Raw genomic sequence first — 18,873 nt, forward strand, 5'->3', positions numbered from 1 at the left:
TTCATCTACTCCACCGGGTCCAGCCGCCTCTTCCTTGGCCGCTCGCGCATCACCCCCGGATAGCCCTTCAGCGGCGACAGGGGCTCGCCCCAATAGGTCCAGTCGGCCCGTTCGGTGAGGTTCATGTGGTAGCGGGGCTCGCGGCCGGTCCGTTCTGGAAACAGGCTGCGGGGGATGTTGATGAAGCGCGGCGAGCGGGCTTTCTCATAGGCGACCGGGGCGCCGCAGCGGCGGCAGAAGCTGCGGGTGGTGCGGTTCGCCTCATCCTCGTAGCGAGTGAGCTCGTCCTCGCCCTGCAGCCAGCGGAAGCGGCTCTTCCAGGTCCCTACGTAGGTGGCGTAGGCGCAGCCCTGGGCCCGGCGGCTGGCCTCGCCGTGATCGTGCCAGGCCCAGACGGCCGGGACGTCGATCTCGAAGCGGACGGCGCCGCAGACGCATTGCCCCTCGGACTGGACGGCGGATTTCTTCATCGCTTGCGGATCCCCCGCCAGCTTTGCGCGACGGGAGGCGGATATCGAGGGAGCCTCAGGAAACGATGTCGCCCGAACCGGCCGGCGGCTTGTCCTGGCCGTCGGGGCTTTCGGCCGGGGCCGCCGGTTCGTCGAAGATCGAGGGGCGGGCAGGCGCCGCGCCGCCGCCGACCGACAGGTCCTTCTTGCCGAACAGATTGCGGAACCAGGCGGCGATGCCGCCGAAGGCCGCGATGATGATGACGATGAACTTCTTGCCGAAGGCCAGGATGAGGCCCAGCAGACCCAGCTTCTTCACCGCCGCGACGCCGGCTCCGGCCGCGATCAGCCCGGCGATGCCATAGCCGGCCGACTTGTCGACGCCCGGCTTGTAGTCGGCATAGGCCGCGCCCTGTTCGAAGGCGGCGGTGTTGGCGATCTCGCCGGCGACGCCGTGGATTTCGGTCAGGTCGGTCATCGCCGAGACGACGTTGAGGCTGAGCACGCCGCGGCGGCCCAGGACCCGGATATCGTAGTTGAGGCCATGCTTGGCGCCGCCGTTGAACGACAGCTCCCGCGCCCAGATGGCCACATGGCTCTTGTCGTTATAGGTCGGCCGTTCGGCCCAGCCGATCAGGTTGACGGTCGGATAGCCGGCCTTTTCGCGTTCGGCGTTGCGGTCGTCCTCGCCCCTGCGCAGTTCGGTCAGCAGCTTGTCGTAGTCGGTGGTCGCGGCATCCTTGTCGCTGACCCAGCCGGTTTCCTCGAAGGTGATGACGGCCCCCCAGGAGGCGTCGTCCATCGGCTTGAAGCGCGTGGGAAAGATCATCCCCAGCACGCCCTCGGCGGCGTCGGGCGGATTGCCCCAGCCCTCGACCAGAACCTGGCGGGCGCCGTCGGCGTCGATGAAATAGTAGTCGTCGCCAAGCGCCAGGCTGGCCCCGGCCGCCGCCAGGTGAACCGTACCCGTCTGACGTGAGATCTTGTCCTGCCAGCTGACATCGGGCTGAGCCTGGGCGGCCGGCGCGGACGGCGCCTGGGCCAGAACCGGCGCGGAAGAGAAACAGGCCGCAGCCAGCGCGACCGCAGCGAACACACGTTTGAAGAACACTGAAACCCCCCGATCAATCCCCGGCAGAGAGCCTAGGGGGGCCGGGGCGAAACGACAAGACTTGTCGGCGATGCGCATGCCCCTCGTGAACCTCCGCGCCTGCGCTACACTCCCTTCCCATGCGCGCCTTCGCCCGACTGCTGGACCGCCTGAGCCTGACGGCGTCGCGTAACGCCAAGCTGGTGCTGGTCCGCGACTTTCTGAACAGCCAGCCCGACCCGGACCGCGGCTGGGCCCTGGCGGCGATGACCGGTGAACTGACCTTCTCGGCCGCCAAGCCGGCCGCCATCCGCAAGGCGGTCGAGGCGCGGATGGACCCGGTGCTGTTTCGCTGGTCCTACGACTATGTCGGCGACCTGGCCGAGACGGTGGCCCTGGTCTGGCCGGCGACACGTGGCGCGAACCGCGAGCCGGAGCTGTCGGAGGTGGTCGAGGCCCTGCGCACGGCCAAGCGGGCCGAGGTGCAGCCGATGATCGAGCGCTGGCTCGACGCTCTGGAGCCGGACGGGCGCTGGGCGTTGCTCAAGCTGCTGACCGGGGGCCTGCGGGTCGGGTTTTCGGCCCGGCTGGCCAAACAGGCCTGCGCCGACATGGCGGCCTCGAACGGCCAGGCCATCACCACCTCGCAGATCGAGGAGGTCTGGCACGCCTTGGCGCCGCCCTACGAGGACCTGTTCGCCTGGCTGGAGGGCCGGTCGGAGGCGCCCAGCGCCGACAATCCCGGACGCTTCCGGTCGGTGATGCTGGCCCATCCGATCGACGAGGAGACAGACTTCCCCAGGCTCGATCCGGCCGACTACGCCGCCGAATGGAAATGGGACGGCATCCGCATCCAGGCGGTCAACGAGCGGGGGATGCGGCGGCTCTACACCCGCACCGGCGACGACATCAGCCACAGTTTTCCCGACGTTCTGGAGCATATGACTTTCGAGGGGGCCATAGACGGCGAACTGCTGGTCATCCGCGACGGCGCCCTGGCCAGCTTCGGCGACCTGCAGCAACGGCTGAACCGCAAGACCGTCGATGCCAGGATGATGGCCGCCTATCCCGCCGCCATCCGCGCCTACGACCTGCTGCTCGACGGCGAGACCGACCTGCGGGCCTTAAGCTTCGCGATGCGCCGCGAACGGCTGGAGGCCTTCGTCGCCAGGGCCGCCTCGCCGCGCATCGACCTGTCGCCCATGCAGCCGTTCGAAACCTGGGAGGCGCTGGCGGCGCTCCGGTCCAATCCGCCGGAGGGCGACGCCGCCCTCTCCGAAGGCCTGATGCTCAAGCGCTGGGACAGTCTCTATGAGGCCGGGCGGCCCAAGGGGCCGTGGTTCAAGTGGAAGCGCGATCCGCATCTGATCGACGCGGTGCTGATGTACGCCCAGCGGGGCCATGGCAAACGGTCGAGCTTCTATTCCGACTTCACCTTCGGGGTCTGGCGCGAGGACGAGGCGGGAAGCCGGACGCTGACGCCGGTGGGCAAGGCCTATTTCGGCTTCACCGACGAGGAGTTGAAACAGCTCGACAAGTTCGTGCGCGACAACACCATCGACCGCTTCGGACCCGTACGGTCGGTGAAGGCGAATCTCGATTTCGGCCTGGTGCTGGAGGTGGCGTTCGAGGGGCTGCAGCGCTCGACCCGCCACAAGAGCGGGGTCGCCATGCGGTTTCCGAGGATCAGCCGCATCCGCTGGGACAAGCCGGCCCGCGAGGCGGACGTGCTGGAGACCCTGGAGCGGATGCTGAATCAGGCGCCCGCCGCGACTGCCGCCTCGTAGGCCGCCTGCAGCTCCGCGAACACCGAGCGCGCCGGCTTTTCGGCCCCCAGGTGCAGATGGCGCAGCTCGGCCATAAAGCCCTCCCACAGGGGCGGTCCCCCCGCCTCGAGGAGCTCGGCCCGCACCGACAGGTCCCGGCTCGGCTGTTTGAACCGCCGCCCCCAGGCGCCCATCATCGCCAGCAATGGCACGAGCTGGATCGCCGCCTCGGTCAGGCTGTAGACGCCCTTCTGCCGGTGGGCGGGATCCGGCGCCCGGGTCAGCAGGCCCGAGTTCGTCAGCCGCCTGAGCCGGTCAGCCAGGATGTTCGAGGCGATGCCCTCCTCGCTCTCGGCCAACAGCCGGCCGAAGGTGCGGCGGTTTCCGAACATCAGGTCGCGGATGACGATCAGGCTCCAGCGGTCGCCGAGTTCCTCAAGCGTCAGGTTGATGGGACAGCCGGATCTTTCAGTCTGGGCCATGGCGTCTTCTCACCCCTTGCTAGATGCAAGTGGTCCGGCTAGTTTGCAACCCCTTGCAAATAACAAGTGGTCTACCGGGAGAATTCGATGACGCTGGCGCTCTATGGTCACCCCTTCTCGTCCTATACCCAGAAGGCGCTGATCGCCCTCTATGAGAACGCCACGCCCTTCGAGTTCCGCGAGATCGGGCCGGACCATCCCGATCATATCGGCGCCTGGCTGGAAAAGTGGCCGATCGGCAAGTTCCCGATGCTGCTCGACGGGGACACCCCGGTGGTCGAGGCCAGCATCATCGTCGAGTATCTGCAACTGAAGCATCCCGGGCCGGTGCGGCTGATCCCCGAGGATCCGATGGCGGCGCTGGACGTGCGGTTCATGGACCGCTTCTTCGACCTGCATGTGATGGACGCCATGCAGGTGGCCGTGGCCAGCAAGCTCGGCCAGATCCCGATGAAGAGCGAGGATGGGCTGGAGCTGGCCCATACGCGCCTGCGCAAGGCCTACGACTGGCTGGAGGGGGCGCTTGCCGGCAAGACCTGGGCCTGCGGCGAGGTCTACAGCATGGCCGATACGGCGGCCTCGATGTCGCTCTTCTATGCCGACTGGGTGCTGGAGATCACCGAGGACTGGCCGGTGCTGCGGGCCTATCGCCAGCGGCTGTTGAAGCGACCGTCGTTCGCACGGTGCGTGGAGGAGGCGCGCTACTTCCGCCCCTTCTTCCCGCTGGGAGCGCCGGACCGGGACTAGACCGGAGGCCTATTTGAAGGCCGCGCCGCGGCCGACGCCCAGGGCCTTGAACACCATCGCCGCCGGGCAGAAGCCGGTGATCGAGGCCTGGATCAGATTGGCGCCGACAAACACGGTCAGCCAGATCCAGGCCGGGTGAACCCATTGGGTCAGGGCGAGGCTGATCAACACCATGACCCCGGCGAACATCATCACGGCTTTATCGACGGTCATTGTTCAGTCTCCTCAGGATGCGGTCGGCGAACGGCGAACCTTGTGGGCGCCGATCAGGTCCAGGGCGAGCTTCTCGTAGAGCGGCTCGGCCTGGCCGGTGCGGACCTTGTGCAGGAAGTAGCCCTCGAAGGCGCCCTTGGCGGTGTGGACCCACTTGCCGCTGGCCGACCAGTTGATGTTGCGCGGCGGGATCTGCGGCTGGGCCATGAAGGCCACGCCGCCGTCGCCGAAGTCGGCCAGGCAGATGGCGTTCCAGGTCGCCTCATGGGTCGGGGCCTCGCCACCCAGCAGTTCGCGCAGATTGGCGGAGATGGCCGAGACCATGCTCTCGATCATGAAGCCGGTCTTGGGCACGCCGACCGGCACCGGCGTCGGGCCGGTCGGCGGGATGGCGATGCAGACCCCGAGCGCGAAGATGTCCGGCCAGGTCGGATTGCGCTGATGCCGGTCGACCAGGATGAAGCCGCGCGGGTTGGTCAGCCCCTCGACGCCGCGCACGGCGGCGACACCCCGGAAGGCCGGCAACATCATCGAGAAGACGAAAGGCAGCTGGTGCGTGGCCTTGACCGCGCCATCCTCGGCGACCTCCTCGACATGCATCAGGCCGGCGTCGACCGATTTCACCCGGGCGTTGGTGATCCACTTGATGTGGCGCTGCCGCATCTCGCTTTCGAGCAGACCCTTGGTGTCGCCGACCCCGTCGAGGCCCAGATGGCCGATGTAGGGTTCGGAGGTGACAAAGGTCATCGGGGCCTTGTCGCGGAGGCGCCGGCGGCGAAGCTCGGTGTCGAGGATCATCGCGAACTCGTAGGCCGGCCCGAAGCAGGAGGCGCCCTGGACGGCGCCGACCACGATGGGACCCGGGGCGGCGACGAAGGCGTCGAAGGCGGCGGCGGTGTCGGCGGCGTGGGGGCCGGTGCAGATCGAGCGGGTGTGCCCCTGCGGGCCGAGGCCGGGGATCTCGTCGAAGGCCAGCTCCGGTCCGGTGGCGATGACCAGGTAGTCGTAGGAGAGGCTGCGGCCATCAGCCAGGTCGATGGCCTTGTCGGCCGGGCGCAGGGCGCTGGCCGGGACGTTGATGAACTCGACGCCCTTGCGTTTCATGACCTCGGGCAGCTTGACCTGGATGGAGTCCGCAGTCCGCCAGCCCACGGCCAGCCAGGGATTGGAGGGCGTGAAGTTGAAGATGTCGCCGTCGGACACCATCACCACGCGGGCCCGGTCGCCCACGGCCTTGTGGATGTCATAGGCGGCGATGGATCCGCCCAGGCCGGCCCCGATGATGACGATCGTTGGCGTCTCGCTCATGGCCTTCTCCCTTGATGGGGGCATCCTGCGTCGAACGGTTGTCCGACGCCTTGATACGCATCAAAGGAGCGAAGGGGGCCTTGCCGCTGGGCGTTACCCGTTGAAGCCCTTCACGGCGTCGATGATCTGCTGCTGCACGGCCTCGTCCATGTAGGGGTGCATCGGCAGGGCGAGCACCTTTTCCGCCAGGGCTTCGGTCACCGGCAGGCCGCCGGGGCCTTGCGGGAAGTGGGCGTAGGGCGCCTGAACATGCATCGGCACCGGGTAGTAGACGGCGGTCGGCACGCCTTGCGTCTTCAGGTGGGCGGCGAGGCCATCGCGGTTCTTGTGCTCGATGACGTACTGGGCCCAGACCGACTGGCCGCCGTCGATGACCTTCGGCGTCGAGGTCACGGACCCGGCCAGCCCTTCGGCGTAGCGATCGGCGACGACCTGACGCATCTCGATCTCTTCGGGGAAGATGGCCAGCTTCTCGATCAGGATGGCGGCCTGGATGCTGTCCAGGCGGCTGTTCATGCCGATGCGGGTGTTGAGGTACTTGGTCTCGTGCTCGAAGGTGCGGCCGACGAGATCCGGGGTCACCGCCTTGCCGTGGACGCGGTAGCTGTCCATCAGGTCCCAGAGGTCCTGGTCTTTGCAGATCACCGCCCCGCCGTCGCCGTAACAGCCCAGCGGCTTGGCCGGGAAGAAGCTGGTGGTGGCCACGTCGGCCCAATGGATCGGATGGTGGCCGTTCAGGGTGCAGCCGAAGCCCTGGGCGCTGTCGCTGATCAGCTTCAGGCCATGCTTGTCACAAATGGCGCGAATGGCCGGGTAGTCTGCGGGCTGGCCGAACAGGTCGACGGCGATGACCACGGCGGGGCGCAGGCGGCCCTCGTCCCGGACGGCCAGGATGGTCGCCTCGAGATGGGCCGGGTCCATGTTGAAGGTATCGGGCAGCACATCGACGAAGACGGGCGTCGCATTGGTCCAGGGCACGACCTCCGGCGTCGCCGCGAAGGTGAAGCTGGGGCAGAAGACCGCGTCGCCCTGGCCGACGCCCCAGGCCATCAGCGGCAGGGCGATGGCGTCGGTGCCGTTGGCGCAGGAGAGGGCCAGCGGGGCCTGGCCGAAGGCGGCCAGCTCGGCTTCGAACTGGCGGACTTCCGGGCCCATGACATAGGCGCCGTGGTCGAGGACGCGGGCGATGCCGGCGTCAATCTTTTCGCGGATCCGGCGCTGCTGCGCGGCGAGGTCGATGAAGGCGATGCTCATGGCGGGGCCTCTACGCTGGTGACGCGGCATATTCGAGACAAAGGCTGTAACCGGATGTTTCCCCGGACCGTTCCGGAACGCCAGGGATATCGACCCGTTAGGCTGGCGCATGGCCGCTATCGACCCCACGAAAATCCCCAACGTCCTTCCCAAGGTTCAGGCCGGCGAACTGGCCGCCGCCTCCCTGCTCGACAAGGGGGCGCAGCTGGGGCTGAGCCTGATCGTCGCCGTGGTCATCCTGGTGGCGACCTTCTGGCTGGCCAAGTGGGCCTCGAAGCTGGCGCACGACGCCATGGCAAAGCTGCAGGCCCGGAACAACGGCGACGTGGCGCTGCAGGCCTTCGTCAGCTCCATCGTCCGCTATCTGATCATCATCATCGGCCTGATCGCCGTGCTGCAGCAGCTGGGCATCAAGGCCACCTCGATCCTGGCGGTGCTGGGCGCGGCCTCCCTGGCGGTCGGTCTGGCCATGCAGGGGGCGCTGAGCAATGTCGCGGCCGGGGTCATGCTGCTGATCCTGCGGCCCTACCGCGCCGGCGACCTGGTCGAGGTCAACGGCCAGAAGGGCAAGGTCACGGCGCTGGACCTGTTCACCACCGAGCTGGTCACCCTCGATGGCCTCAAGATCATCATGCCGAACGGCAAGGTGTTCGGCGAGCCGATCGTCAACTATTCGGCGCCGACCATCCGGCGGGCGGAGGTCGTCGTCGGCATCGACTACGACGACGATATCGGCGAGGCCCTGGAAGTCTTGCTGGCGACGGCCGGGGCCGATCCCCGCGTGCTGGACCAGCCCGCGCCCTGGGCCCGCTGCACAGGTTACGCCGACTCCTCGGTGACCCTGACCCTGAGGGCCTGGACCAAGGGAACCGACCAGTGGGACGTGCAATGCGACCTGCACAAGGCGGTGAAGGAAGCCTTCGACGACGCGGGGATTTCCATCCCCTATCCGCACCAGGTCGACGTCCGGGACAAGATCAGCAAGCCACGCAGCATGACCCGCAAGGCCGCCGCCGTCGACGATCCCGGCGGGCCGGACGAAAGCGCCAGCGCCGAGCAATCCCAGCCGGCGAGCGAGTAGGCATCCGCCCCGCGCCGCGCTAGACCCGGACCATGACCGCCACTTCGAAACTGCTCGCCAGCGTCCGTCCCGAGGCGGTCATCGCCGCCGACCTTGCCGATCGCGCCACCCAGATCGCCATCGACCTGGCTGTGGCCGCCCTCATCCTGCTGGCCACCCTGTGGGCCTCGCGCTGGCTGTCGGCGCTGGCCCGGGCCGCCGTCGGGCGGATGACGCGGCATGTGCCGCCGGACGCCACCCTGCAGAGCTTCATCGGTTCGGCGGTCCGCTACATCGTCATCATCGTCGGCCTGGTGGCGGTCCTGCAGCAACTGGGGGTGAAGACGACCTCTGTGCTGGCCGTGCTCGGCGCCGCCTCGCTGGCGGTGGGCCTGGCGCTGCAGGGCGCGCTGAGCAATGTCGCGGCGGGCGTGATGATCCTGGCGCTGCGGCCCTACCGCGTCGGCGATGTCATCGAGACCACCAATCGCATCGGCACGGTGCGGGCCCTGGACCTGTTCACCACCGAACTGACCACCGCCGACAACCTCAAGATCATCATCCCCAACAGCAAGGTGTTCGGCGACGTCATCGTCAACAAGAGCGCCCATGAGCGGCGGCGGGTGGACGCGGTGTTCCGCATCCCGATCAGCGTCGATCTGGCCGGCTATATCGCCGCCCTGAAGACCCGCGCCGCCGCCGACCCGCGGATCATGCAGGACGTCGAGCCGGTGGTGGAGATCACCGGCATGGCCGAGGCCTGGGTCGAGGGGGCAGTGCGGGTCTGGACCCTGCCGCACGACCACCCGGCGGTGATGGCCGACCTGCTGCTGGCCGCCCGCATGCTGGCGGCGGGGCAGGCGCCGTTGCCGCCGCCGGAGCTGCCCAAACCGACGCCGAAAGCGACTAAGCCAAAGCCTGCGAAAGGTCTGAAATCAGGTCTTCGCAATCTTCGATCCCGACCGAAAGCCGAACCAGACCGTCCGTGATGCCGACCGCCGCCCGCTGCTCGGGCGGGATGGAGGCATGGGTCATGATGGCCGGATGCTCGATCAGGCTTTCGACGCCGCCGAGCGACTCGGCCAGGGTGAACAGACGGGTGCGCTCCAGCAGCTTGCGGGACGGCGCCAGGCCCCCCTTGATCTCGACCGAGATGATGCCGCCGAAACCGCCGGTCATCTGCTTCTTCGCGAGGGCGTGCTGCGGGTGGGATTCGAGGCCGGGGTAGATGACCTTCTCGACGGCCGGATGGCTTTCCAGCCAGCGGGCGATCTTCAGGCCGCTCTCGCAATGGCGCTGCATGCGCAGGGCCAGGGTCTTCAGGCCGCGCAGGGCCAGGAAGCTGTCGAACGGTCCGCTGATGGCGCCGAGGGCGTTCTGCAGGAACTTCAGCTGGGCGGAGAGCTCCTCGTTGTCGCCGACGATGGCGACGCCGCCGACCATGTCGGAGTGGCCGTTCAGGTATTTGGTCGTCGAATGGGTGACGATGTCGAAGCCCAGCTCCAGCGGCCGCTGCACGTAAGGCGAGGCGAAGGTGTTGTCGGCGACGGTGATCAGGCCGTGCTTCCGGCCGATCGCCGCGATGGCCTCGAGATCGACCAGCCGCAGGGTCGGGTTGGTCGGCGTCTCCACCCAGATCATCTTCGTCTCGGGCCGGATGGCGGCCTCGACGGCGGCCAGGTCGGTGAGGTCGATGAAGCTGTAGTCGAGGCCCGAAGAGCGCCTCTTGACCCGCTCGAACAGGCGGTAGCTGCCGCCGTAGATGTCGTCGGTGGCGATGATATGGGCGCCGGTGTCGAGCAGCTCCATCACCGTCGCCCCGCAGGCCAGGCCGGAGGCGAAGGCGAAGGCCGCCGTGCCGCTTTCCAGGTCGGCGATGCAGCGCTCGAAGGCAAAGCGGGTCGGGTTCTGGCTGCGGGCGTATTCATAGCCCTTGTGCACGCCGGGGCTTTCCTGGGCGTAGGTGCTGGTCGCGTAGATCGGCGGCATCACCGCGCCGGTGGTCGGGTCGGGGCTCTGGCCGGCGTGGATGGTGCGGGTGGCGAAGGCCAGGCGGTTCTTGCCGTCGGTGGTCATGTGCTCATCTCTCAAATCCGATCATCCCGACGAAAGTCGGGACCCGGTGTCCACCGGCGGGCCGGGTCCGGCTCTGATCAGCGCGAACCCATACATCGATTGCCAGCTGGGTCCCGGCTTTCGCCGGGATGATCGGTAGATATAGGGGGACTATGCGGTTCTGCGCAGGTGGTTGATCAGGTCGACGCGGGTGATCAGGCCCAGCAGTTCGTCGCCGTCCATGACCACGGCCACCTCGTCGCGCTCGAACACGGGGGTGAGGGCTTCCAGCGGCTGGTGCGATTCCAGGGTCTTCACATTGCGGGTCATGGCCCCGCCGACCTTGGTGGCGAAGCCTTCGGCGTCATGGGCCTTGGCCACGGCGCTGAGCACATCGCTCTCGTCGAGGATGCCGACCAGCTTGCCGTGGTCGACGACGGGCAGCTGGCTGATGTCGGCGCTGCGCATGCGGTTGTAGGCGGTCAGCAGGGTATCGTCGGGGCCGATGGTGATGACCCCGCCGTCGCTGTAGCGCTTGGCGATCAGGTCGGAGATGTCGCCCCGCGCCTGGCGGTCCTCGAAGCCGTGAGCCGAAACCCAGAGGTCGTTGAACATCTTGGTCAGGTATTTGGCGCCGGTATCGCAGACCAGGCTGACCACGCGCTTGGGCTCGGTCTGCTCGCGGCAGTACTTCAGCGCCGCCGCCAGCAGGGTGCCCGAGGACGAACCGGCCAGGATGCCTTCCTTCTGCAGCAGTTCGCGGGCCGTCTCGACGCTCTCGCGGTCGCTGATGGCATAGGCCTTGGAGACAAGGTCCATCTGCGCATTCACGGGGATGAAGTCCTCGCCGATGCCCTCGACGATCCAGCTGCCGGCCTCGCCGTAGGTTCCGGTGTTGACGTAGTCGTAGAGGATCGAGCCGACCGGGTCGGCGAGGATCATCTTCGTTTTCGGGCTGTGCTGCTGGAAGTAGCGGCCGAGGCCGGTGAGCGTGCCGCCCGAGCCGACGCCGACGATCACGGCGTCGAGGTCGCCGTCCATCTGGGTGAGGATTTCGGGTGCGGTGGTTTCGAAATGGGCCTGCGGGTTGGCCGGGTTCTCGAACTGGTTGACGTACAGCGATCCGGGCAGACCCTGGGCGATGGTCTGTGCCATGTCCTGGTAGTATTCGGGGTGGCCCTTGCCGACGTCGGAGCGGGTGATGCGCACGTCGACGCCCATGGCCCGCAGGTGGAGGATTTTCTCGCGCGCCATCTTGTCCGGCACAATGAGGATCAGCTTGTAGCCCTTCAGGGTGGCGACTTGCGCCAGGCCTAGGCCCGTGTTGCCGGCGGTGGCCTCGATGATGACGCCGCCGGGCTTCAGGGTTCCGTCCTTCTCGGCCGCCTCGATCATCGAGCGGGCGATGCGGTCCTTGATCGAGCCGCCGGGGTTCTGGTTTTCCAGCTTGAGGAACAGGCGGCAGAGGCCGGTGTCGATCCTGGTCACCTCGACCATGGGCGTGGCGCCGATCAGGTCGAGCGCCGAGTGCGAGGCGGCGGGCAGTTCGGACATGGGTGTTTCCTGAAACGCCGCGTTCCGCAGCGGCATGATTGTCCCCTGACTAACGCGTCAGGAGGCATGAAGGAAGCAAACAGCTGCGTTACAGTGGCAGACCCGTGCGCGAGGCGGCATCCAGCAGGAAGTCTTCCAGGTCGCCCTCCTCATAGAGATAGCCATCGACCCCGGCCGCCGCCGCCGCCTGCATGTCGGCCGGCTTGTCGCCGATCATCAGGGCCCGCTTCGGATCGACGCCGAAGTCCTTCAGCGCCCGCAGCAGCATGCCGGGGTTGGGCTTGCGGTCGGGATGGTCGGCCTGGCGGTAGCGATCCTCGGCGGCGTCCTCATGGAAGGGGCAGAAGTAGATGGCGTCGATGCGGGCGCCGTCCTCCGCCAGCTGGCGCTTCATCGCGTCATGGAAGCCGTGCATCTGGTCTTCGCTGTAGTAGCCGCGCCCGATCCCCGACTGGTTGGTGGCGATCAGCACCAGCCCGCCGGCGGCGTTGACCCGCTTGATCGCGGCCCTGGCGCCGGGAATCCAGACCAGTTTGGCGGGCTCATAGGCATAGCCGTAGTCCTCGTTGAGGACGCCGTCGCGGTCGAAGATCACGGCGAAGGGGGCGGGCATGGCGGCTATGTAGGATGCTTCGGCGATTTGGGCCACGGGACGCGACGATCGAAGCGGCGAGACCATCATGCCGCCTGGCCGCAGACCTCGCGCAGGCAACCGCGCAGCCAGCGGTGGGCCGGATCGGCGTCGAGGCGCGGGTGCCACAGCATGGAGACGGTGAAGGGCGAGGTCGGGGCCGGGATCGGGAAGCTGACCAGGCCCTCGCGCAAGGCGGCCGTATGGCGTCCGGGCACGGTGGCGACCAGATCGGCGCCGCGCGCCAGCGCCAGGGCGGTGGCGAAGCCGCTGACCGCGCAGGCGATGTGGCGCGTCAGGCCGCCCGGCAGGAAGGGCCGGTCGACGGCGTCCTCGTCGAAGCCGCTGCGCGAGACGACGACATGGCGCGCCGCGGCATAGGCCTCCAGATCGACCGGCCGGCCGGCCAGGGGGTGAGCCTGGCGAACGACGCCGACCAGACGGTCGCGGAACAGGGCCTGGCTGCGCAGTTCCGGCCCCAGGGTCGGCTCCAGGACGCCGGTCTCGAGATCGACCCGCCCCTCGCGCAGCGGCGTGCTGTCCTTGTCCGGCTTCTGCAGCAGGTTCAGGCGAACGCCCGGCGCCTCGGCCCCGACGCGGGCCAGCAGGCGCGGGCCGAAGTTCTCGACGAAGCCGTCACTGGTCCGCAGGGTGAAGGTCCGCGCCAGGGTCGACAGGTCGTGGCGTTCGGCCGGGCGCAGGACGGCCCGGGCGTCCTCGACCAGTTGATGCGCCTGGGCCCGCAGGATCTCGGCGCGCGGGGTCGGCACGAGGCCCCTGCCGGCCCGCACCAGCAGGGGGTCGCCGGTCGCCTGCCGCAACCGGGTCAGGGCCCGGCTGGTCGCCGAGGGGCTGAGGCGCAGGCGGCGCGAGGCCCGCGCCACGCTGCCTTCCTCGAGAAGGGCGTCGAGGGCGATCAGCAGGTTGAGGTCAGGCAGCGACATGGGCGGGCTCCCGGAGACGCGGCCATCATATAGGGCGTCAGACGCACGACCACAGTGCAAATGCTGCGCGTTCCGCCTGGTCTTACGGCCACCTACCCTTCGGGCCTGAGGTTTGAAGGAGACCCGCGATGACCGCCCTTGATCTGTTCACCACCCAGGTTCGAGCCGCCTGGGGACCCCTGACCAGCGACCTTGTCGGCGAATGCCGCCGACAGCTGAAGGTCCTGGCCGGCGCCCCGCGCGGGGAGGCCTGGCTGGCCGGACTGCTGGCGCGCCGCCCGGCCGGCGAGGAACTGTGCCGCGACGGGGACCACGGCTTCCTGCTGCTGGCCCACGCCGAACAGGCCGGCCTCTACCGGCCGCCGCATGACCATGGCCGCGCCTGGGTGGTCTATGCGGTGCTGGAGGGCGAAATCGAGATGCGGACCTTCGCCCGCGTCGAGGACGGCGGCGGGGTGCGGCTGGTCCAGCGCGACAGCGCCGTGCTGCGCCCCGGCCGGGCCCAAGCCTATCTGCCCGGCGACATCCACGACACCCGCTGCCTGAGTGAAACGGCCCTGCTGCTGCGCTTCACCGAACGCGACCTCAAGGCCGAGGCGGTGACCCGCTACCCGGCCCCGACGGACGGCTGGACGACGGGCCGATGAGCGAGGCCCTGCTGTCCGCGCCGGACAAGAGCCTCACCGGCCATCGGCAGGCGGTCGCCGTCTTCGCGGTCCTGTCGGCCATGGCCCTGGTCGTGCTGGACGCCGGCATCGCCAACCTGGCCCTGCCGGTGCTGGGCGAGACGTTCGGGGTCGCGCCGGCCCAGGCCATCCTTGTCGTCACCGCCTATCAGGCCGGCTTGGTCATGGCCCTGTTGCCAGCCGGGGCGCTCGGCGAGCGGTACGGCTATCGGCGGGTCTTCGCCATCGGGCTCGGGGTGTTCGCCACGGCCTCGGCGCTCAGCGCCCTGGCGCCGTCGCTGCCGTGGCTGGTCGCGGCGCGGTTGGTCCAGGGCCTGGGCGGAGCGGCGATCATGGCGCTCGGCGTCGCCCTGTTGCGGGCCTCGGTCGGAAGCGGCCGGCTCGGGGCGGCGATCGGCTGGAACGCCCTGACCGTGGCCCTGGCCTCGGCGGCGGCGCCTAGCCTGGGGGCGATCGTGCTGGCGGTCGGAGGCCGACCGGCGCTGTTCGCCGCCGGCCTGCCGCTGGCCGCCGCCGCCCTGGCCGCGACCCGGGCGCTGCCGACCGGTCCCCGCAAGACGGCGCGGCCGGATCTGGCCGGCATGGCCCTCAACGCCCTGGCCTTCGGTCTGCTCATCACCTCGGCGACGGTCGCGCCGAGGGCGCCGGATCACGCCGTCCTGCTGTTCGCGCTGGGCGCCGGCGCCCTGGCGACCCTGGTCCGGCGCGACATGGGCCGGTCCGACCCGCTGATCCCGCTCGACCTGCTGCGCGGGGCCGCGTTCCGCCTGTCGGTGGTCGCCTCGGTCTGCTGTTTCGCCGGACAGACGGCAGGCCTGGTGGCCCTGCCGTTCCTGCTGCAGCACGGCCTGAACCAGAGCCCGCTGATGGCCGGGCTCTACATCACCGCCTGGCCGCTCAGCGTGGCGGTCAGCGCGGTGGTCGCCGGCCGCCTGGCCGACCGCGTCCCGAGCGCGGGGCTGTGCGCCGTCGGCGGCGGCTGCCTGAGCGCCGGCCTGGCCGGCGCGGCGTGCTGGCCGCTGGATGGGCAGCCGGCGCGGCTGATCCCCTTCATCGTCCTGGCAGGCGTCGGCTTTGGCCTGTTCCAGACGCCCAACAACCGCACCCATTTCCTCGCCGCCCCGCCGGGACGCGGCGGCGCGGCCGGCGGCATGCAGGGCTCGGCGCGGGTGACGGGGCAGACAATCGGCGCCCTGGCGATGAGCCTGCTGTTCGCCCTGACCGCCGCGCAGACCGCGCCCGCGATCGGGCTCGGCCTGGCGGCGGGGCTGGCGCTGGTCGCGGGCCTGGTCAGCCTGCTCCGCGGCGCGCGCGCTTCCCGCTAGGCCGCCTGACGGCCGCCGGCCAGGAAGTCCATCTTGCCGATCGGGGCGCCTTCCTTGCGCAGCAGGCCGTAGGCCGTGACGCAGTGGAAGTAGAAGTTGGGCAGGGAGAAGTTGAACAGGAAGTCGCGGCCGGTGAAGGTCATCGCGCCGTTCGGGAACTTCAGCTCGATGGTGGCGGTCTCGCGGCCGTTGACCTGTTCGGGCTTGATCGTCTGGATGAAGGCGATGGTCCTGGTCAGGCGCTCGCGCAGCTCGTCGATGGTGGTCTCGGTGTCGGGCATCGAGGGCGGTTCGATATTGGCCAGCCGGGCGGCGCCGCCCTTGGCCGCGTCGCTGACCATCTGGATCTGGCGGGTCAGGTCATGCATGTCGGGGGCGAGGCGGGCGGTCAGCCAGCTGGCGATGCTGGGACCAGCGTGGGTGGTCGACTTTTCAAGGATGGCGAGCAGGTTGCGCAGGCCGTTGAGATAGACGGGGATCGAGACGTCGTAGAGCGACAGGGACATTGGCGTTCCTCCTCAAGATAGCGTTGTCGTGCAGATGGGGCGCCCCGGCCCCCGCGCCAAGCCCTAGCCAAGGAGTTGCCGGGCGATGAGGTTGCGCTGGGTCTCGCTGGTGCCGGAATAGATGCTGGCGGCGCGCAGGCAGAGGTGGCGGGCCATGGCCCGGGCGCCTTGATCCAGTTCCGCGCCGTTGATGCCGATGGCGGCGAGGGCGGCTCCGGCCTGCGGCCCGGCCGCCTCCATGGCCAGCTCACAGACCCGCTGGTGCAGTTCGCTGCCGATCAGCTTGAGCATGGAGGGGGTGGCCGCCGCCCCGGCCTCGGCCCGGCCGCTGGGCAGGGCGGCCAGTTCCAGCTGGGCGAAGGCGTCGAGCTCGATCCGGAGGCCAGTCAGGCGGCGGCGCAGGGACGGCTCGATGGTCTCGCCGCCGGCGGTGATGGCGTCGGTGGCTCGCCGCAGGCTGCGGGCGACAAGCGCCGAGGGGGTGTTGTTGGAGCGGGCCAGGGTCATCAGCCGCTTGGCCACCGTCCAGCCGTCGTTCTCGGGGCCGACGCGATTGGCTTCGGGGACGAAGACGCCGTCGAAGAAGACCTCGTTGAACTCCCGCTCGCCGGTCAGGTCGAGGATGGGCCGCACGGTCAGGCCGGGACTGTCCATGTCGAGCAGCAGGAAGGTCAGGCCCTGCTGGCGGCGCTCGAAGTCGCCGGTGCGGACGATGGCGAACATGCGGTTGGAATGGTGGGCGCCGGTGGTCCAGATCTTCGAGCCGGTGACGCGGTAGCCGCCGGGGACGGGCACGGCGCGGGTCGAGATGGCGGCGAGGTCGGAGCCGGCGCCGGGTTCGGAGAAGCCCTGGGCCCAGAGGTCGTCGCCGCGCAGGATGGGCTGGATAAAGCGCGCCTGCTGGTCGGCCGTGCCCATTTCGATGAGCAGGGGGCCCAGGCTGCGGATACCGCCGGCGAACAGCACCGGGGCGTCGTTCGCCACCAGCTCGCGGTCGAACAGGAAGCGCTGGCGCGCGGTCCAGCCGGCCCCGCCCCAGGCGACCGGCCAGGCCGGGGCTGCCCAGCCGCGCGCATACAGCCGACTGTGCCAGAGGCGGCAGGCGGCGATGTCGGAATGGACGCCCAGCGTGTTGCGGCCGGCCTCGCGCAGGTCGGGTGTCAGGGCTTCGTCCAGGAAGGCCCGGACCTCGGCGACGAAGGCGGCCTCGTCGCTCATATCTGCACCATGTCGAAGTCGGATTTCGGCGTGCCGCAGAGGGGGCAGATCCAGTCATCCGGGATGTCGGCCCAGCGCGTGCCCGGCGCCAGGCCCTCGGACGGATCGCCAAGTTCCTCGTCATAGAGGTAGCCGCAGGTGCGGCATTGCCAGGTCGAGAAACCGTTCATGGCTAGTGCAGCTTGAAGCGGATCGGCACGGACTTCGGCCCGCAGACGAAGGCGGCGGCCATGCGTTTGGGCGTCCCGTCCAGCTCGATGCTGGCCACCCGCTGCAGCAGCTCTTCCCAGAGGATGCGCATCTCCATCCGCGCCAGGTGTTGGCCCAAGCAGACATGGGCGCCGTAGCCGAAGGCGACGTGGCGGTTGGGGCTGCGGTCCAGGCGGAACTCGAAGGGGGCGTCGAACACCGCCTCGTCGCGGTTGCCGGACGGATAGGACAGCATCATCCAGTCGCCCTTGGCGATCTTCTGGCCGGCCAGTTCGGTGTCCTCGGTGGCGGTGCGCATGAAGTGCTTCACCGGGGTGACCCAGCGGATCGATTCTTCGATCAGCCCGCCGACCAGCGAGGGATCGTTCCGCAGCCGCTGCCAGAGCTCCGGCCGCTCGGCCAGGGCCCAGAGAGCGCCGGCGGTGGTCGAGGAGGTGGTGTCATGGCCGGCGGTGGCGGCGATGATGTAGTAGCCCATCGCCTCGATGTGACCGAGCGGCTGGCCGTCGATCTTGCCGTTGGCGATCAGGCTGGCCAGGTCGTCGCGCGGATTCTCCCGGCGGTCCTGCGTCATGGCGTTGAAATAGGTCATGAAGTCCATGACCACCGACTGGATCGTCTCCACCCCCTCGGTCGTATCGGTCACCGCCGAGCCGGTGCGGTTGAGGTCGGGGTCGGCGCTGCCGAACAGCTCCTGGGTCAGCTTCAGCATGCGGCCCTCGTCGGTCTCCGGCACGCCGATCAGCTCCATGATCACATGCAGCGGATAGAGGAAGGCGACGTCGCGGGCGAAGTCGCACTGGCCGCCCATGTCGCACATGCGATCGACGAAGCCGCGGGCGATCTCGCGGATGCGGCCCTCCAGCTTGCGCAGGCTCTGGGGGACGAAGGCGCCCTGGGTCAGGTGGCGGTAGGCGCGGTGATCGGGGTTGTCCATCTGCACCAGGGCGCGGACCAGGTGGGGCGAGCCGCCCATCATGGCCCGCACCTGCTTGTCGGACTCGATGGTGGTCAGGACGGTGGAGCGGTCGCCGTTGTGAAAGAGCTCGTTCTGGCGCTCGACCGCCTGGATGTCGGCATGGCGGGTGACCACCCAGAAGGGATCGAAGCCCTCGGGATGGGCCTGGGCCAGGGGCGCCTTGGCCCGCAGCCAGGTGAAGGCCTCATCGACGCGATCCCCGTCGGCATAGGCGAAGGGATCGATGATGGTGCGGGCGATGGTGTCGGGAATGAGGGCCATGGTTCCTGTCCTTGCGGGGCGCTCTGTACGGTCCGATCCGTCCGACGCCGTTCGAGCAACCATGCGACCGCCGGACGGGCCCCGGATTGATCTGCATCAACGCCGGGCCTGTTGAGCCGCCGGCCGCCGCGCCGT

The 18,873-nt window shown here is 69.0% G+C and carries 20 protein-coding genes; 6 read left to right on the top strand and 14 right to left on the bottom strand.

Annotated elements, in window-relative coordinates:
• Positions 1–5: 5 nt before the first annotated feature.
• Both O5I81_RS20415 and O5I81_RS20420 read right to left on the bottom strand, forming a co-directional pair.
• Positions 6–470 carry a GFA family protein gene (locus tag O5I81_RS20415; protein WP_271066702.1) on the bottom strand — a complete coding sequence of 155 codons (465 nt, stop codon included), beginning with the start codon at positions 468–470 and terminating at the stop codon, positions 6–8.
• 55 nt (positions 471–525) lie between these two features.
• A complete protein-coding gene (locus O5I81_RS20420) occupies positions 526–1,560 on the bottom strand; it encodes a DUF2167 domain-containing protein (protein ID WP_271066703.1) in 1,035 nt (344 codons plus the stop codon).
• A gap of 119 nt (positions 1,561–1,679) precedes the next feature.
• Here O5I81_RS20420 and O5I81_RS20425 point away from each other — a divergent pair, with 119 nt between their 5' ends.
• A complete protein-coding gene (locus tag O5I81_RS20425; RefSeq protein ID WP_271066704.1) occupies positions 1,680–3,326 on the top strand; it encodes a cisplatin damage response ATP-dependent DNA ligase in 1,647 nt (548 codons plus the stop codon).
• Here the strand turns inward: O5I81_RS20425 and O5I81_RS20430 are convergent.
• A complete protein-coding gene (locus tag O5I81_RS20430) occupies positions 3,296–3,787 on the bottom strand; it encodes a helix-turn-helix domain-containing protein (protein ID WP_271066705.1) in 492 nt (163 codons plus the stop codon). The two genes, O5I81_RS20425 and O5I81_RS20430, sit on opposite strands and share 31 nt — an antisense overlap.
• Before the next feature lie 87 nt (positions 3,788–3,874).
• Between O5I81_RS20430 and O5I81_RS20435 the strand changes: the two genes are divergently transcribed.
• A complete protein-coding gene (locus O5I81_RS20435; RefSeq protein ID WP_271066706.1) occupies positions 3,875–4,534 on the top strand; it encodes a glutathione S-transferase family protein in 660 nt (219 codons plus the stop codon).
• Positions 4,535–4,543: 9 nt separating this feature from the next.
• Here the strand turns inward: O5I81_RS20435 and O5I81_RS20440 are convergent, their stop codons facing one another.
• The 3 genes from O5I81_RS20440 to O5I81_RS20450 all read right to left on the bottom strand — a co-directional run bounded on the left by O5I81_RS20440 (position 4,544) and on the right by O5I81_RS20450 (position 7,309).
• Positions 4,544–4,747, bottom strand: a complete 204-nt coding sequence (locus tag O5I81_RS20440; protein WP_271066707.1) for a DUF2892 domain-containing protein — start codon at positions 4,745–4,747, stop codon at positions 4,544–4,546.
• Between the two features lie 12 nt (positions 4,748–4,759).
• Entirely contained in the window at positions 4,760–6,055 is a 1,296-nt protein-coding gene (locus O5I81_RS20445; RefSeq protein ID WP_271066708.1) for an FAD/NAD(P)-binding oxidoreductase, read from the bottom strand.
• A gap of 93 nt (positions 6,056–6,148) precedes the next feature.
• A complete protein-coding gene (locus O5I81_RS20450) occupies positions 6,149–7,309 on the bottom strand; it encodes a DegT/DnrJ/EryC1/StrS aminotransferase family protein (protein ID WP_271066709.1) in 1,161 nt (386 codons plus the stop codon).
• 109 nt (positions 7,310–7,418) lie between these two features.
• Between O5I81_RS20450 and O5I81_RS20455 the strand changes: the two genes are divergently transcribed.
• Together O5I81_RS20455 and O5I81_RS20460 are read left to right on the top strand one after the other, a co-directional pair.
• Entirely contained in the window at positions 7,419–8,390 is a 972-nt protein-coding gene (locus tag O5I81_RS20455) for a mechanosensitive ion channel family protein (RefSeq protein ID WP_271066710.1), read from the top strand.
• Positions 8,391–8,422: 32 nt separating this feature from the next.
• A complete protein-coding gene (locus O5I81_RS20460; protein WP_271066711.1) occupies positions 8,423–9,358 on the top strand; it encodes a mechanosensitive ion channel family protein in 936 nt (311 codons plus the stop codon).
• On the opposite strand, the gene O5I81_RS20465 is transcribed toward O5I81_RS20460, so the two are convergent.
• The 4 genes from O5I81_RS20465 to O5I81_RS20480 form a co-directional block, all read right to left on the bottom strand.
• Positions 9,276–10,445, bottom strand: a complete 1,170-nt coding sequence (locus O5I81_RS20465; protein ID WP_271066712.1) for a cystathionine gamma-synthase — start codon at positions 10,443–10,445, stop codon at positions 9,276–9,278. The genes O5I81_RS20460 and O5I81_RS20465 overlap by 83 nt on opposite strands.
• Before the next feature lie 150 nt (positions 10,446–10,595).
• Positions 10,596–11,978 carry a cystathionine beta-synthase gene (locus O5I81_RS20470; RefSeq protein WP_271066713.1) on the bottom strand — a complete coding sequence of 461 codons (1,383 nt, stop codon included), beginning with the start codon at positions 11,976–11,978 and terminating at the stop codon, positions 10,596–10,598.
• A gap of 88 nt (positions 11,979–12,066) precedes the next feature.
• Positions 12,067–12,591: an HAD family hydrolase gene (locus O5I81_RS20475; RefSeq protein ID WP_271066714.1), complete on the bottom strand. Its 525-nt coding sequence runs from the start codon at positions 12,589–12,591 to the stop codon at positions 12,067–12,069.
• Between the two features lie 65 nt (positions 12,592–12,656).
• The gene (locus O5I81_RS20480; protein WP_271066715.1) at positions 12,657–13,553 is read right to left on the bottom strand and encodes a LysR family transcriptional regulator; all 897 of its coding nucleotides are present in this window, start codon (positions 13,551–13,553) and stop codon (positions 12,657–12,659) included.
• A gap of 128 nt (positions 13,554–13,681) precedes the next feature.
• Here O5I81_RS20480 and O5I81_RS20485 point away from each other — a divergent pair, with 128 nt between their 5' ends.
• Entirely contained in the window at positions 13,682–14,200 is a 519-nt protein-coding gene (locus O5I81_RS20485) for a hypothetical protein (RefSeq protein ID WP_271066716.1), read from the top strand.
• On the top strand, positions 14,197–15,564 hold the full coding sequence (locus tag O5I81_RS20490) for an MFS transporter (RefSeq protein WP_271066717.1): 1,368 nt from the start codon (positions 14,197–14,199) through the stop codon (positions 15,562–15,564). The genes O5I81_RS20485 and O5I81_RS20490 overlap by 4 nt, the downstream gene beginning before the upstream one ends.
• On the opposite strand, the gene O5I81_RS20495 is transcribed toward O5I81_RS20490, so the two are convergent.
• The 4 genes from O5I81_RS20495 to O5I81_RS20510 all read right to left on the bottom strand — a co-directional run bounded on the left by O5I81_RS20495 (position 15,561) and on the right by O5I81_RS20510 (position 18,738).
• On the bottom strand, positions 15,561–16,070 hold the full coding sequence (locus tag O5I81_RS20495; protein ID WP_271066718.1) for a DUF1993 domain-containing protein: 510 nt from the start codon (positions 16,068–16,070) through the stop codon (positions 15,561–15,563). The two genes, O5I81_RS20490 and O5I81_RS20495, sit on opposite strands and share 4 nt — an antisense overlap.
• Before the next feature lie 63 nt (positions 16,071–16,133).
• Positions 16,134–17,288, bottom strand: coding sequence for an acyl-CoA dehydrogenase family protein (locus O5I81_RS20500; protein ID WP_271066719.1), 1,155 nt, complete (start codon positions 17,286–17,288; stop codon positions 16,134–16,136).
• Positions 17,285–17,458: a rubredoxin gene (locus O5I81_RS20505; RefSeq protein WP_271066720.1), complete on the bottom strand. Its 174-nt coding sequence runs from the start codon at positions 17,456–17,458 to the stop codon at positions 17,285–17,287. Before O5I81_RS20505 ends, O5I81_RS20500 begins: the two co-directional genes overlap by 4 nt.
• 2 nt (positions 17,459–17,460) lie before the next feature.
• Entirely contained in the window at positions 17,461–18,738 is a 1,278-nt protein-coding gene (locus O5I81_RS20510; RefSeq protein ID WP_271066721.1) for a cytochrome P450, read from the bottom strand.
• Between the last annotated feature and the right edge of the window lie 135 nt (positions 18,739–18,873).

The organism is Caulobacter sp. NIBR1757, from assembly GCF_027912495.1.
In the GTDB taxonomy this organism is placed as follows: domain Bacteria; phylum Pseudomonadota; class Alphaproteobacteria; order Caulobacterales; family Caulobacteraceae; genus Caulobacter.